General features: G+C 40.6%; 13 protein-coding genes and 1 tRNA gene. All 14 read right to left on the bottom strand.

What is annotated here, in order from left to right; translation table 11 throughout:
• Positions 1-9: 9 nt before the first annotated feature.
• Positions 10-966: an ABC transporter permease gene (locus PT278_RS03990; protein WP_277130469.1), complete on the bottom strand. Its 957-nt coding sequence runs from the start codon at positions 964-966 to the stop codon at positions 10-12.
• Positions 966-2,078 (bottom strand): ABC transporter permease, encoded by a 1,113-nt coding sequence (locus PT278_RS03985; protein WP_277130468.1) that lies wholly within the window; start codon positions 2,076-2,078, stop codon positions 966-968. Before PT278_RS03985 ends, PT278_RS03990 begins: the two co-directional genes overlap by 1 nt.
• Positions 2,071-3,606, bottom strand: coding sequence for an ABC transporter ATP-binding protein (locus PT278_RS03980; protein ID WP_277130467.1), 1,536 nt, complete (start codon positions 3,604-3,606; stop codon positions 2,071-2,073). Before PT278_RS03980 ends, PT278_RS03985 begins: the two co-directional genes overlap by 8 nt.
• A gap of 65 nt (positions 3,607-3,671) precedes the next feature.
• Positions 3,672-4,748 (bottom strand): BMP family ABC transporter substrate-binding protein, encoded by a 1,077-nt coding sequence (locus PT278_RS03975; protein ID WP_277130466.1) that lies wholly within the window; start codon positions 4,746-4,748, stop codon positions 3,672-3,674.
• A gap of 120 nt (positions 4,749-4,868) precedes the next feature.
• Positions 4,869-5,960: a BMP family protein gene (locus PT278_RS03970; protein ID WP_277130465.1), complete on the bottom strand. Its 1,092-nt coding sequence runs from the start codon at positions 5,958-5,960 to the stop codon at positions 4,869-4,871.
• A gap of 239 nt (positions 5,961-6,199) precedes the next feature.
• The gene (locus PT278_RS03965; protein ID WP_277130464.1) at positions 6,200-7,270 is read right to left on the bottom strand and encodes a BMP family protein; all 1,071 of its coding nucleotides are present in this window, start codon (positions 7,268-7,270) and stop codon (positions 6,200-6,202) included.
• 104 nt (positions 7,271-7,374) lie between these two features.
• Entirely contained in the window at positions 7,375-7,776 is a 402-nt protein-coding gene (locus PT278_RS03960) for an NUDIX domain-containing protein (protein ID WP_277130463.1), read from the bottom strand.
• Between the two features lies 1 nt (position 7,777).
• Positions 7,778-8,431: an HD domain-containing protein gene (locus PT278_RS03955; protein ID WP_277130702.1), complete on the bottom strand. Its 654-nt coding sequence runs from the start codon at positions 8,429-8,431 to the stop codon at positions 7,778-7,780.
• Between the two features lie 35 nt (positions 8,432-8,466).
• Positions 8,467-8,539: transfer RNA gene (locus PT278_RS03950), tRNA-Thr, on the bottom strand.
• 68 nt (positions 8,540-8,607) lie between these two features.
• Positions 8,608-8,946: a heavy metal-binding domain-containing protein gene (locus tag PT278_RS03945; RefSeq protein WP_277130462.1), complete on the bottom strand. Its 339-nt coding sequence runs from the start codon at positions 8,944-8,946 to the stop codon at positions 8,608-8,610.
• A gap of 133 nt (positions 8,947-9,079) precedes the next feature.
• Positions 9,080-10,342, bottom strand: a complete 1,263-nt coding sequence (tyrS, locus tag PT278_RS03940; protein ID WP_277130461.1) for a tyrosine--tRNA ligase — start codon at positions 10,340-10,342, stop codon at positions 9,080-9,082.
• A 270-nt stretch (positions 10,343-10,612) separates the two neighbouring features.
• Positions 10,613-13,585: an LTA synthase family protein gene (locus PT278_RS03935; RefSeq protein ID WP_277130460.1), complete on the bottom strand. Its 2,973-nt coding sequence runs from the start codon at positions 13,583-13,585 to the stop codon at positions 10,613-10,615.
• 40 nt (positions 13,586-13,625) lie between these two features.
• On the bottom strand, positions 13,626-14,243 hold the full coding sequence (locus PT278_RS03930) for a glycerol-3-phosphate acyltransferase (RefSeq protein WP_277130459.1): 618 nt from the start codon (positions 14,241-14,243) through the stop codon (positions 13,626-13,628).
• Entirely contained in the window at positions 14,243-15,364 is a 1,122-nt protein-coding gene (locus tag PT278_RS03925; protein ID WP_277130458.1) for an LCP family protein, read from the bottom strand. The genes PT278_RS03930 and PT278_RS03925 overlap by 1 nt, the downstream gene beginning before the upstream one ends.
• Positions 15,365-15,393 lie beyond the last annotated feature (29 nt).

Genomic DNA, 15,393 nt, shown 5'->3' with positions numbered 1-15,393 from the left:
ACAATCTCCTTATTTTGACTTGATATAATTTTGACCATCGGCAGCTGGCGCAACCGATTTACCAAAGAACAATACTAACACTACAATTGTAATCACATACGGTGCAATCTGCATATAAACAGCAGGAATATGGTTGAAAAATGGCAGTTGGTTACCAATAATACTGATACTCTGTGCAAAACCAAAGAATAATGATGCCAGCATTGCTCCAAGCGGATTCCACTTACCAAAGATTACTGCCGCCAAAGCCATAAAGCCTTGACCAACGATTGTAGAAACAGAAAAGTTCCCAGAAATTGCTTCCGCAAAAATAGCACCACCAATCCCGCCAAGAAAGCCGGAAATTAAGACGCCAGCATAACGCATCCCGTAAACATTAATTCCTAATGTATCAGCGGCTTGGGGATTTTCACCGCAAGAGCGCAGCCGCAACCCAAAGCGTGTCTTGTAGAGCACCCACCAAAGGATAATGGTCACAATAATCGCTACCCAAGCTGGTGCCGAAGTATTTTGAAAGAAAATTTGACCAATCACTGGAATATTAGCCAAGCCCGGAAAAGAAAAATAACCAAAGCTCTGACTGATATTCTCTGTTTGCCCTTTATCATAAATAGCCTTAATTAAGAAAACACCCAGTGGTGGTGCCATTAAATTGAGCACCGTGCCGCTGATAATATGGTCAGCGTGAAAGTTAATAGTCGCTACTGCATGCAATAGTGAAAACAGCAAGCCAACAATCCCGCCGACTAATGCACCCAGCCACGGCGTGATTTTGCCAAAAGTACCTGCAAAGGTCAGGTTAAATACAATCGACGAGAAAGCACCCATCGTCATAATTCCTTCAAGACCAATGTTAGTGACACCAGAATTCTCACTATAAACTCCGCCTAACGCAGTAAAAATTAGTGGCGCCGAATAGACAAAAGTCGATGACACTAGTAAAGATAAAATCGCTACCAAACTCATTATTTTTGCCTCCCGTTATCTGCCTGAACTTCTTTTTTAGTAACCGCTAAATTAGGCGACCGCTTATCCTTAAACAAGCGGCCAATCACATACTGAATGGCAATAAAGAAAATAATTGCGGCAATCACAATTGAGACGATTTCATAAGGAATACCAGCAATTGTCTGCATTCCCAAGCCACCAATTTTTAAAATTGAGAACAATAATGCAGCCAGCAAAATACCAACAGCCGTACTGCCGCCCAACAAGGCAACAGATAATCCATCCCAACCAATATCCAAACTCGTAGTCTGCGTAAAGTAGTTTTGGTAAGTTCCTAAGCCTTGAACAACACCGCCCAGTCCGGCAAAGCCACCTGATAAAAGCATCGACAGCATAATATTTTTCTTAGTCGACATGCCGGCATAACGACTGGCATAAGGATTGGTTCCAACTGACCGAATTTCAAAGCCAGTGGTCGTCTTTTTCATTAAATACCAGTAGACTACAACTGCAATTAATGCTATAAATATCCCCGCATTAATCCGCGAATCGCCAAAGAAAGAACTCAACCAGTCAATCTTCAAACTGCCATTAGCGGCGATTGTCTTGGTCGTATCCGTATCCAGCCGCAAACTACTTGGCATAATCTGCTGCATCAAATATTGACATGAGTAGAGCACAATATAATTAAGCATGATTGTAGTGATAACTTCATTCGTCCCAAATTGGGCCCGCAGCCAACCGGCAATCCCGGCCACAATCGCGCCAGCAACAATTCCCGCAATTATCGCCAGCGGCAGTAAGACAACTTTGGGTAAATTAGGATTAGCTAACACGACCCAGATTGAAGCTAGCCAACCAGCTTGTGCTTGACCGGGCAAACCAATATTAAAAAAGCCGGCACTGGAAGCAATCGCGAAGCCAATCGCCGTAAAAATTAACGGCGTGGCCTCCCGAATGGTTTCGCCAATACCATTCATGTTGCCAAGCGCACTAGAGAACATTGAGGAATAAGCCTGAATTGGATTGTAATTCCAAATTAACATAATTACTGCACCAATTAAAAAGCCAGCAAGAATGGAAATAACTGGTACTAAAATTCTTTTGGTTCTAGATGTTATTTTAAGCAAGAGCAGTACCTTCTTTCTTAACTCCGGTCATCAGCAGGCCTAATTCTTCATCACTGGTTTCTCCTGGCTTAACTTCACCAGAAATATTCCCATCATGAAGCACAATAATGCGGTCAGATAATTGCATAATCTCGTCTAATTCATAAGAAATTAACAAAATCGCCTTACCTTTTGCTCGCTGCTCTAATAATTGCTTGTGGATATATTCAATTGCCCCGACATCTAGTCCCCGTGTTGGTTGAAACGCAATGATTAAATCACTGTCACGGTCTAATTCTCGCGCAATAATCACCTTTTGCTGGTTACCACCGGACAAGTCACTAACCGGTAAATTAATTCCAGTAGTTCGAATATCAAACTTTTTCACCAACTTTTGCGCGTGCTGACTAATGACATCACGACGCAAGATATGATGACGTGAAAATGGCTCTTGATAATAATCCTGCAATGCCAAATTATCCGCAATTGAAAATGGCAAAATCAAACCATACTTTTGCCGGTCGGCGGGAATATGAGCCACGCCCCCTTGGGTAATTTTACGTACCTTTTGGTTGGTCAAGTCCTGACCATTAATGATAATGTTGCCCGCACTAACATGGCGCAAACCCGTTATTGCTTCTACTAATTCATCTTGACCATTGCCGTCAATTCCGGCTACTCCCAAAATTTCACCACCACGCAGGTTAAAGGATAACCCCTTGAGCGCCGCAACGCCTTGCTTATTTTTAACTTGCAGGTTGGTTACATCAAGAATGGTCTTGCCTAATTCTACTGCCGGCTTGGTCAGACGCATATTAACGTGGCGCCCAACCATTAATTCGGCTAAGTTATTGTCAGTAACATCAGCAACGTTAAAAGTGCCGACACTTTTCCCAGCACGAATAACGGTCACGCGGTCAGCTGCTCTTTTGATTTCCTCTAATTTATGCGTAATTAGAATAATTGACTTACCTTCTTTAGCCAGCTCCTTAAGAATCTGAATAAATTCCGTAATTTCCTGCGGGGTCAATACTGCCGTCGGCTCATCAAAAATCAAAATATCTGCGCCGCGATACAGCACCTTTAAAATTTCTACCCGTTGCTGCTGCGCCACGGTAATATCGCCCACTCTTTTATTAGGGTCAACATTCAGACCATAACGTTTGGACAACTCTTCAATTTGCGTTTGCGCCTTTTTTAAATCTAATTTAGGTCCCTTGGTTGTCTCATGACCCAAAATAATATTTTCTAAAACAGTAAAGGAATCCATTAGCATAAAGTGCTGGTGCACCATCCCAATGCCCAAATTTTTAGCTACTGTTGGATTTTTAACTGTAACTTGCTGACCACGCACCAGGATTTCACCAGCAGTTGGTGTTAATAACCCCGATAAAATGCTCATCAAGGTTGACTTCCCCGCACCATTTTCGCCAAGTAAAGCTAAGATTTCACCATGATGCAAGACCAAATTAATATCATCATTAGCCTTAAAACCATTGAAGTCCTTAACAATATGGCGCATCTCAATTACGTTCGTCATATTTTCCATTTTGCTTATTGATTTCCTTTTTGTTAAAAAACTCTTTGCTTACACAAAGAGTTTTCAATTATTAATTATTTAGTCGTTTCCCGAACATTAATTTTACCGGCAATAATTTGTGCCTTAGCACGATTGACTGCAGTCCAGGTCTTAGCGGACAAGTTACCGCGAGTTAGTGAAACACCGTTACCTTTTAAGGTATAAACTAGGTGCTTGCCTCCTGGGAATTTGCCGCGATAGGCATCATCAGCCAATGACTTCGAGGCAACATCAAGACCCTTCAAAACTGAAGTCAAAGTAAAGTTGTCCTTCTTGCCATCTTTAGTCTTGTAGTTACCCAAGTTAACCTGGTCAACATCAACGCCGATGACCCAAACTTTTTGACTGGCTGGCCGTGTTTGATTGCGATCCTTAGCTTCCTGGAAGACCCCATTACCTGCAGCACCCGCAGTTTGAAAAATAATATCGGTCTTATTGGCATACATTGATTGCGCTATTGACTTAGCCTTGTCAGTTGAAGCAAAATTCCCAACATATTCGGTTGAAACCTTAATCTTCTTTTGTAAAGCCTTTGCCCCGTCTTGCACTCCTTGCTTAAAGCCAGCTTCAAATTTATCAATGATGCTGGATTTAGCACCGCCGATGAAGCCGACCTTATTTGTCTTGGTCGTGTAAGCTGCTGCTAACCCGCCCAAATAAGAAGACTGGTTACTTTCAAATGTAACCGAGGCAACATTCTTTTGCCCTGTAATCACATCATCAATAATGACAAAATTCTTTTTGGGATTCTTTTTAGCTGACGCCTTAACTGAATCAGTCAACATATAACCAACACCAACAATTGTTTGGTAGCCTGACTTAGCAGCTTGATTAAAGTTAGGAGTAAAATCTGATGCACTACCTGATTGAAAGTATTGGTAGCCTTTGCCCCGGGTAAAACCGTGTTCTTTACCATAAGCCTTGAAGCCCTGCCAAGCAGCTTGATTAAATGACTGGTCATCAACCCCATTGTCATCAGTAATTAGAGCAATACTGCCTTTACTAGTTTGATTTCCCGAACTTTGCTTTTTGCCGGAGCATGCACTCAAAACCAAACTAACTGATGCCACAACTGTTCCTAAAGCTAACAACTTACTAAATTTACGCTGCAATTTTCTGCCCTCCATAAATAACGAACTATTCATAATTATTTTATCTTAAAAATACGTAATTGCAATAGTAATGTTTTTTATTTTACGGATAAAGCAGTTTTGTATGCGCTAAACAGCGAACTATTCTGCTGGGTGAATTGGTACTTTAATTGAACCAGCAATAATTTGCGACCGCGCCTCTTGGGCAATTTTCCAAGCAGCAGGAGTAATTTGTCCCCGTTTAATTGAGACACCATTGGTCTTGAGGCCATAAACAAGATGTTGTCCGCCAGGGAATTTACCGTTATACGCCCGATTAGCAATATCTTGGGTGGCAATATTGACGCCCGTAATTACTGAAGTTAAGACAAAGTTCGCCTTTTTGCCGTCCTTTGACTTGTAATTGCCTAAATATGACTGGTCGACATCAACGCCGATTGCCCAGACACGCTTAGAAGCAGGGCGATTTTGGTTAATTGACTTGGCTTCTTGGAATAGACCATCGCCAGTAGAGCCAGAAGCGTGGAAGATAATATCCGCTTTTTTGGCATACATTGATTGGGCAATTGCCTTGCCTTTATCCGCACTGGTAAAACTGCCAGCATATTGGTTCAAAAGTGTTACCTTTTTATGCAATCTTTTAGCTTCATCATTCACGCCCTTGGTAAAGCCAGCATCAAACAGGTCAATAATATTGCCGTGAACGCCACCGATAAAACCAATCACGTTCGTCTTAGTTTCTGCAGCAGCAACAACTCCTGCTAAGTAGGCTGCTTGCTCACTCTTAAAGTTAGCCGAAGCAACATTCTTTTGGCCGTTAATTACTTCATCAACAATCACGTAGTTCTTCTTGGGATTCTTCTTAGCTGCCGCACTGACAGCATCTTTTAAGTTGTAGCCAATCCCAAAAATCGTTTGATAGCCTGCTTTACTGGCCTGGTCAAAATTAGGCACAAAGTCAGCATCACTGCTTGATTGGAAATACTGGTAGCCATTTTTGCCGCGCTGCAAATTATGCTGCTTGCCATATGCCTTGAATCCATTCCACGCTGACTGATTAAACGAATTATCATTGACCCCAGCTGCCGTTGTTACCAAAGCAATGGAATGTTTGGCACTATCACCTGTATTACCACTGCCGCCCTGCTTTTTACCAGAACATGCTGTTAACACCAGACCGGCCGTAAAGACCAGTGCTGCTGTTGACCAAATTTTCTTGAACTTTATGCTCATGTTGTAACCCCCTAAATATCTTTTCAGTTATTAAAATATCAAGATTTAGTGGTTATGTCAAAATCGCACCACAAGATGAAGTGCTGATTTATCAAGATTCTATAATTGGTCTAGAACATGTTCTAAGACAGACACACCATTATTTTTGTATGCTTCAAAGCAGAATTTGAAAATTTTTCAAAATTTATCGACTTATGTAAAATTAGCCAAACAAAAAGACGCTTTCGCGTCTTAAAAAACTATTTTAATGATTGAGTGACCTTAACTTTTCCAGCAATAATTTGTGTACGCTGCTTTTGAACAGCTGTCCAAGCTGCGGCACTTAAATTACCCTTAGTAATCGCAACGCCGTTATTTTTCAAGCCATAGACTAAGTGCCGACCCCCAGGAAATTCACCCTTAGCAGCCAAATCCGCTAATGATTTAGTTGCCACACCTAATCCTTTCAAAACCGAAGTCAGCGTAAAGTTATCCTTCTGACCATTTTTAGTTTTGTAATTACCTAACCCTGCTTGGTCGACATCAACGCCAATTACCCACACTTTCTGGGCTGCTGAATGCATTTGGTTGTAATCCTTAGCCTCCTGAAAAATACCATTACCAGCCGTCCCCGCTGCTTGATAAATGATGTCACACTTATCTGAATACAGTGACTGGGCGATAGATTTTGCTTTATCAGTCGATGTAAAGTTGCCAATATATTCATTCTTAACCGTTATTTTTTTGTGCAGCATTTTTGCACCAGCTTGGACGCCTTGGCTAAAACCTGCCGCAAAAGAATTAATGATGCCAGATTTAGCACCACCAACAAAGCCGACAGAATTAGTTTTAGTCGTATAAGCTGCCGCAACACCGGCTAGATATGATGCTTCATTGCTTTTGAAAGTAACGGATGCCACATTTTTTTGGCCGGTAATCACATCATCGATAATGACAAAATTTTTCTTAGGATTTTTAGCTGCCGCTGCCTTCACCGAATCTTTTAGCGCGTAGCCGACACCAAAAATCGTCTGGTAGCCAGAACTAGCTGCCTGATTGAAGTTGGGGGTATAATCTGCTGCACTATTTGATTGAAAATATTGGTAGCCACTTCCACGCTTTAAATTATGTTCTTTACCAAAAGCCGTAAAACCACCCCATGCGGCTTGATTGAATGACTGATCGTCAACTCCGCTACTGTCAGTAATCAATGCGATACTATTTTTACTGATTTTAGCTTTAGAAGTATCCTGTTTCTTACCCGTGCAGGCCGTCATAACAAGACTTATTCCAAGAACAATTGTCAACCAGCGCCATCGTTTTTTATTCATACTTTAACCTCTGTGAATTTGCTAATAATTTTGTTCAATATTAATCCTAATTAAGGGTAATTAAAACAAAAAAGCACCAGCATCTTTATTAAAAAAGCTGGTACTTAATTTTTGAAATATTCACTGATTTTTAACTTCGCCTGTGGAGGCATTAAATTAAGCTGGGGTAATTGACTAATTTTTATCCAAGTTGGCAAATAAATGTTCGTCAAACTTGATCGCTCTTGCTCCTCACCACTAATCTCAGGTGTCGTCACTTGCAAAGATTGGGCACAGAAAAAGACTTCACATTCTTGCTCCTGTAAGACAAACAACGGGTGTAAATCTTTAGTTGTTAACTCTATTTGTAATTCTTCACGAACTTCACGGATTGCCGTTTCAATAGGCGTTTCTTGCCCCTTAGCACCGCCGCCTGGAACTACCCAATAATCACGGCCATCCTTCAAGCGATGAATTAGCAGTAAAGCCTGGGTTTGACGATTATAAATCACAACCCTAGCTCGCATTTCACACATCCCACTCTTGGATAAATTCGTTAACAAAATTACGCATATATTCAGTTCTAATGTGTGCTTCTTTTTTACCACCTGCTGTATTCATTAAATCTTCAAGCTGAAATAATTTTTCATAAAAGTGATTAATTGTCGTCTCCTGGTGCTGTCGATATTGGTCATGACTAACTAATTTTTGCGGCTTAATTGCTGGATCATAAATCATGTTGCCATGCGCACCACCATAAGTAAAAGCACGAGCAATCCCAATTGCACCAAGGCTTTCAATTCGATCTGCATCCTGAACGTATTGCCCCGAAACAGGTAATTGATAATGATGCTCAATATTTTTAGAAAATGACATATGCTGCATTGTAAACAAGATGTCCTTAATTTCTAAAGTCGTAAAGCCTACCTGCGGCAATATTTCTTGAATATTAGCCAAGACAATTTCTGGATCTGAGCAAACTTTTTCATCAATTGTGTCATGTAAATATCCGGCTGCTTCAATAATCGCTACCATGCGACTATCTTGGTGGGCATTGGGATTATCTTGTAAATACATTTGTTTCGCTAAGTGGGCTACGCGCTGACCGTGATAAAAGTCATGACCAGTTTTTTCATCTTTAAGCTGCCTTTTAACAAAATCGATTACCTCAGTTATCTGCACTTTAGGTGTCCTTTCTATTAATTTCAATGACATTAAGCCACTTCCCAGATTTGAACTGGGGACCTCCTCCTTACCACGGCGGTGCTCTACCTCCTGAGCTAAAGTGGCACCTCTATTGTACCAAAAAAGCATCCTGCAAACAGGAGATGCTTTATTTTTTATTTAGATTGCAGTCATTATTCTTCTGAATTAATAAATTTAACTGCTGTCCCATAGGCAACAACTGATTGCATGTCACTAGCAATTGAGCCAGAATCAAAACGCATCATTACAATTGCATCCGCACCCTTGTCGGCAGCTGCTTGACACATTCTTGCCAATGCCTTATTTCGCGACTCTTCCAGCATCTTAGTATAAGAACCAATTTCACCGCCAACCATTGATTTTAAGCCAGCACCAATATTCTTAATCATATTCTTAGATTGTGTAGTTAAGCCAAAGACTTCTCCCAGAATTTCATATTTCTTACCAGGAATTTGCTCTGTCGTTGTCACCATGATCTGTTCTGCGTCCATAATTATTCTCCTAAACTTATTCACTAACTAGGCACTCTTTAATTATATAATGTTAGTTTATAAATTTAAATTATTAATATAGCTGTTTAGTAAACAAAAAATAGGTATCCCATATTTGGAATACCTATCTCAACTATTTAATTGTAACTAACGTGTACTTTCTCTTACCCTTACGGACAATGACGTATTTGCCATCAAATGCCTTGTCTGGGTCAACATCAAAGTCAACGGATTGTTCCCGATCGCCATTGATGTAGATTGCGCCATTCTTGATATCTTCACGCGCCTGACGCTTGGAATCTTCAACCTTAGTCTCAACTAAGAAATCAACAATGTTCTTCACACTGCCATCTGTCTCAGCAGCTGGCGCACTCTTTAGACCTTCCTCAATTTGCTTAACCGATAAGTTCTTGATGTCGCCAGAAAATAGCGCGTCAGTAATCATTTGTGCTTCTTTTAAGCCGTCTTCACCATGGACGAACTTGGTTACTTCTTCAGCTAATTTCTTTTGTGCTGCCCGCTTCCAAGGTTCCTTCTTAGTAGCCTCATCCAAGGCATCAATTTCTTCATGACTTAAGAAAGTGAAGTACTTCAAGTATTTAACAACATCACGGTCGTCTTGATTAATCCAGAATTGGTAGAACTCGTAAGGACTTGTCTTTTCTGGGTCAAGCCAAACAGCACCACCTGCTGACTTACCAAACTTGGTACCGTCAGCCTTTAACATCAAAGGAATGGTCAAGCCAAAGACTTGTCTGTCTGAACCCTGCAACTTATGAATTAAGTCGATTCCGGCAGTAATGTTACCCCATTGGTCACTACCACCGATTTGCATTTGTACACCGTAATTCTTGTTCAATTCGTTAAAGTCAATCGCCTGCAAAATTTGGTAAGAAAACTCAGTAAAGGAAATCCCATTTTCTAATCGGCTGGCAACAACATCTTTATTAAGCATGTTATTAACTTGGAAATGCTTGCCGTAATCACGCAAAAAGTCAATTAAGGTTAGCTTGTCCAGCCATTCTGCATTGTTAACGATTTGAAAGTTTTCTGTACCAAACAGCTTTTCCATTTGCTTAGTCAAAGCAACTTCATTTTGGTGTAACTTTTCCGCATCCAGCAAGGTCCGTTCTGACTTACGACCAGATGGGTCACCGATTGTTCCTGTACCACCACCAATAACAATTACTGGGTGGTAACCGGCAAGCTGGAATCTCTTCAAAATCATAAAGGGAATCAAGTGACCAATATGAAGCGAATCACCAGTTGGGTCGGTCCCACAGTACAATGCCAAGTCGTCGTGCTCTTCTAAGTATTTGCGTAAACCTTCTTCGTCAGTTTCTTGGTTAATGGCGCCACGCCATTTTAAGTCTTCTAAAATATCAAAGTTTGCCATTATTTTCCTCCAACAAAAAACGCCCCTAGATTCAATTCGAATCTAGGGACGACTAAATTGCTTTTTAGCCGTGGTACCACCCACGTTTACACCTATTACAGTGCCTTGTCTGGTCTTTACGGGAACCACCCAACTCGTATTTCGTCACCTTCGACCTGTCTAGCTCACACCAACCGCTAGTTCTCTGATCGCTGAATCGAAGTGCTACTTCATCATGATGTTAAATGCATAATACTAATTTTTTATTAATTAGTCAACATTATTTTTTAATTATTTGTAAAAGCCCTTTGCCTTCAAGCCATATGCCTTACCCGAAGTCATGTCATACTGAATCATTTCGTAATCAGCAAGCAGCTTTTGTTGCTTCTTCGTTAATTTCTTTGGATCAACCATTTCACCCTTACGGTTAACTAAGTTGAAGCCCTTGTCGCCAGCAAAATTAATCGTAATTGCTGGCAATTCCTTGTGAACTTCTGTTAACAAGGCTTGGTACGGTGTGACCTTCGAGTCAGTCTGTTGCAGCATCATGGCAATGAAGTCACTGGTATTCACATAATTATTGTCCTTAGTTGACAGCTTCATCTTGGCGCCATGGTCACGAGCATACTTATTTGAGTAAATAAAGTAGCGCGTTGAGTGCATTTGTACCGGATACTTCGCCGTGTAACTTTGTGACAAAATACTTGGGTAGTGATCGCCATAAAAGACCAAGGTAATTGGCTTCTTAATCTTATCAATTTGCTTGATAAACTTCTTAACTGCTTTGTCGGTATATTGTGTACCCTTAACATAAGTAGCCATTTGTTCACGATCTGCGGCAGTCTTGAACAAGTCACCGGAAATCTTACCCATGTATTCATTCTTTGGATACCAATTGTCATACGGCATGTGGTTCTGAATTGAAATCAGATTAATAAACTGGCCGCCTTTACGCGAATTAATTTGACGTAAACCATTGGCATAAGTAGTGAAATCAGAATTATAGCTGCTGTGACCTAATTTCTTCTGGTCAACAATCTTATAACCTGAACCCAAGTAAGCAAATTTATTAAACTTGAAAATCCGATAGTCACCAATTCTTGAGTAGTAAGTCCCAATAAATGGGTGAATCGCAGACTTGTAATCAAAGTCCATCCCGATTGTTGGATAGAACTTGTAATTCGGTACGATTTGAACGTATGGCGTCAGCGTTGACTTGAACATTCCCATGTTCAGACCCGTCAGCGTCTCCCATTCCATGTTGGCCGTACCACCACCATAACCGGCACTAAGCATCGAGCCATAAGTTGACCGCTTCTTCATCGACTGAATAAACTTAACCGGATTTGGCGCATCACGGTCAAACTTAATTGTTGGGAAAGTATATGGATCAACAAAACTTTCACTCAAGTTGAAGATTACGGTTTGCTTATTAACGTCATTCTTCCGCATCTTATTGATTTTAGCGGCAACTTTAGCATACTTTTGGTTTAGCTGATTGATTGTCGTTGCTGAATAGCCATTTGGCTGATCCATAATTTGCAAATCAATGTAATTCAGGAAGTTCAAAACCGGCCCGTTAACCTGAATATCACGTTCAGGGTTACGGAATTTTTGGTGGTTATCAAAGCCAAGGTTAATGTAATAAATAAAACCATCATCGTGATTAAACCGCAATGGTGTCAAGAATAACAGCAAGCTGAGCAGTGCCCAAATTCCACGCCGCTTCCATGAACCGCGCTTTTTAATTGGGTACTTCTTCTCTAAAAAGATGTCCAGAACAATTACTACTACTAGGGCAACTAAAATAGCAATAACCATCCCCTTGCCGATCATTGGCAGCAAGGTCTTCCAGTTAACTATTTCGCTAATTTCAGTTGGATAAATCGGCTCACCACGCAAATTCATCTTAATCTTATTAGCAACAGCCCAGCCAATCCCAATAATGCTGACCAGCATGTTGGAAGTCCAGTAGCGCGTGGTAATGAAGTAAAGAATTGAGAACAAGGCATCAAGGAAGATTGTCGTTAGAACAATCGCAAAGAATTTGGTTCCCAAAAGATAAACAATTGCATTAATATTTTTGGCCGTACTAATCTGAATACGTAAATTATCGGATTCAATTAAGAAAGACGCAAAACTTAAAATGTAGAACCAGCCCCACGTTAAAAGATTAACGCGGTTAGTAACTACCCACTTAGTAAAGCCTTGCCAAGCAGTTTCACACACATTGGCCAAATTAGTTTCGTGGTCGAGATAGTCAAGTGCCTGTTTAAACGGCCGCCACTTAAACAGATAGCGGTCCAAGATAAAGTACCAGCCCCAAGCAATTAACATCATTAAGACAATCATAATGAGCTTGTTAATTGTCGAAGAATCGGTAAAGGTAAAGACCTTCATGAACTTGCTTGAAATTGGCGCATCCATGAAAATAATTACTGGGATAAAGTAGCGCATTTCCCGCGCGCTGAAGGTAACAATAACCTTTTTAAAGAGTAAAAAGGCTGCTGCTACCATCAAAAACATAAACGGTGATGAGGGATTATTCAAAAATTCCCTGTTCCAATCGCCGCCACCATTACCAGAAATTAATTGTGACCAATAAACAGCATCAAACCCCGGAACCCCAATTAAAACGACAAAGAAAGAAACTAAGCCGGCAAATAAGGAAGCTCCCAGCATTTTGCCATCAATTTTGACATTGGCGAGAAACATTCCCCAAGCAAAGAACAAAATCAAATACAAGCCGTAAAGCGAATATTGAAAAGTTAAATTACCAGCACTTAAAGCAAAACCTAATACCGTTAAGATACTCAACACTAGCAGGTTTTGCTTGTCACTTAACTTGTGCTGCAGATCATACAGGTATGGCTGAGCCAGCAAACTGAAGATTAATCCTGCAAACAAAACTGACGTACTGGTAATTACTGGGAAGAGCATTCCCCATACACGCCACATATTAAAGTGACTTGGCGAAATAATAAAGAATAACAGGTAATAAACAATTAAGGTCGTTACCCCTAACAGCCAGTACCTAAGACTCTCACTTGCACGTTGCTTTTTCTTACTGTAGACAGCACCAAAAACCATTGGGACAAGCATTATTGTTGCGTGATACAACATATTTGGCACAAACCGAATAAACGAAAAATGTGCTCTAGAAGCAATGCCTCGTAAGTTAAACATTTGTACTAACATGAAGAAAGTCGCAACCAGCAGGCAGATGGCCTGCACAGTCTTTAACGTTTTTTTATTTTTATTCATGTTTCTAGTATATACCCTCACTAAAAATTGATTTTATCTCTTATTGTACCTTTATACCCAACTTTTTCTTAATTGTGTATAAAACATCGACTTCTTTACCCTTACCGACAAAAAAGTCATGAAGATCATGCCTAAACTTAAAAGTCATAATTAGCGCAATCACTAATAGGATAATGCCGACTTCCCTAATTTTTGTCAATTCATAACAACTAAACAAAAATATAAAGACCAGCGGCGGTACTGTTAGATTCTTCATGATAATCACCAAAATTAAGGCAATCAGCAAGGTAGTAACACCTGCTGGAAAATCATAAATCAAAGCAAACAATCCCGCCACGGCAACTCCCTTGCCGCCTTGAAACTTATTTAAAATTGGGAAGCAGTGCCCCAGAATCAGCCCTAAAGCTGTATAAGCCAAATTAACGCGCCCTGGGAAAAGACTAGCAACTATTAATAGTGCAACGGCAGTTTTCAAAAAATCACCTAAACAGGTAATTATGCCCCATTTTTTACCAAAAACAGCACCGACATTAGCTGTTCCGGGATTACCAGAACCGACTTTGGTCGGATCTTGATGAAAAATAAACCGGCCAATTAACATTGCACCCAGCAAATTCCCCAGTACATAACCAATTAAGATTGACCACAAACGTGTCATCAATTATCATCTTCCTCCTGTGAATTTTGCTCTTGATAATCCTGATAAATAGTATAATCCTGTGTGGCTGGATCAGAAAAGTCAAAGCCTCCAGCAGAATTACGCTTATTCTGGTAAGTTTCATTATTGTTGATTGGCATTAGAGTTAATCCCAATTCACCGCGCAAGTAGTCAGAGACGCGCTGCAACTCTTTAGTTGACTGCACCTGATAAGAAGCATCCCCGATTGTTGCGTTATGGCCATGGAGGTAATCGTTTTTAACACTTTCAGTCGAGCTGCGATAATTAAGCGCAATTTCTTCTAGCGCTTTAAACGGTAAGTTAGTCTTAACGTTACCCGAAATTGAGGTCAACACTGAATCTAGCTTGGTCAAAGTGCTGATTGAAACAGCCTTCTTAATCAAAGTTGTAATAACCTGACGCTGCCGCTTTTGGCGACCATAATCACCTTCTGGATCGTCATAACGCATTCTTGAATATGCCAAGGCGCCGCCGCCACCCATGTGGGTCAGCTGATTTTTCTTAAAAACATAGCCGCCATACTCAAAGCTAAGGGTTGGTCTGACATTAATCCCGCCAACATAACGAATTAGGCGCATAATTCCCTTCATATTAACCAAGGCATAGTACTTGATCGGCACATTGATTAACTGCGAGACACTAGCCATTGTCATCTTGGCACCACCTATCCCATAGGCAGCATTAATCTTTTCAGTTTGAAATTCTTCCGCACCAACCATTTGCGCCATTGTGTCACGCGGAACCGACATCAACGTGTACCGTTTCTTTTGCGGATTGACAACAGCTAGAATAATCGTATCCGTATTACCGACTTTTTCAGTTCGATCTAGTGCCCCTGTATCAGTTCCAAGTAATAAGACGGCAAATTTTTTCTTACCGTTAAACTCACCCTTTTTAATCTGGACTTGATTGTTACTGTCGTACGTATTATCAACCGCCGTTTTGGTTCGATAATAAACGTATGCCGAATAAGCAGCTGCCGCTACAACAGCAACCGCAATAATACTTATTAGCCAGGTCCAAACTTGTCGCCGCCGATGATAGTCCTTAGCATGCAACTCTACCCGACTCTTACTCCTGCGCTTATCGTTATGATCCATTTTCTTACCCAAATATTAATTAACAATGA

Origin of the sequence: Lactobacillus sp. ESL0703, assembly GCF_029433435.1 — a bacterium.
Classification (GTDB): domain Bacteria; phylum Bacillota; class Bacilli; order Lactobacillales; family Lactobacillaceae; genus Lactobacillus.
The sequence above is the reverse complement of the archived record's forward strand: the minus strand, read 5'-3'. Positions and strand labels throughout refer to the sequence as shown.

Bases quoted from the DNA above. Each gene is read 5' to 3' on its own strand.
- PT278_RS03965 (WP_277130464.1), bottom strand. From the start codon at position 7,270: ATGAATAAAAAACGATGGCGCTGGTTGACAATTGTTCTTGGAATAAGT.
- PT278_RS03935 (WP_277130460.1), bottom strand. From the start codon at position 13,585: ATGAATAAAAATAAAAAAACGTTAAAGACTGTGCAGGCCATCTGCCTG.
- PT278_RS03980 (WP_277130467.1), bottom strand. From the start codon at position 3,606: ATGGAAAATATGACGAACGTAATTGAGATGCGCCATATTGTTAAGGAC.
- tyrS (WP_277130461.1), bottom strand. From the start codon at position 10,342: ATGGCAAACTTTGATATTTTAGAAGACTTAAAATGGCGTGGCGCCATT.
- PT278_RS03960 (WP_277130463.1), bottom strand. From the start codon at position 7,776: ATGCGAGCTAGGGTTGTGATTTATAATCGTCAAACCCAGGCTTTACTG.
- PT278_RS03925 (WP_277130458.1), bottom strand. From the start codon at position 15,364: ATGGATCATAACGATAAGCGCAGGAGTAAGAGTCGGGTAGAGTTGCAT.
- PT278_RS03990 (WP_277130469.1), bottom strand. From the start codon at position 966: ATGAGTTTGGTAGCGATTTTATCTTTACTAGTGTCATCGACTTTTGTC.
- PT278_RS03945 (WP_277130462.1), bottom strand. From the start codon at position 8,946: ATGGACGCAGAACAGATCATGGTGACAACGACAGAGCAAATTCCTGGT.
- PT278_RS03930 (WP_277130459.1), bottom strand. From the start codon at position 14,243: ATGACACGTTTGTGGTCAATCTTAATTGGTTATGTACTGGGGAATTTG.
- PT278_RS03970 (WP_277130465.1), bottom strand. From the start codon at position 5,960: ATGAGCATAAAGTTCAAGAAAATTTGGTCAACAGCAGCACTGGTCTTT.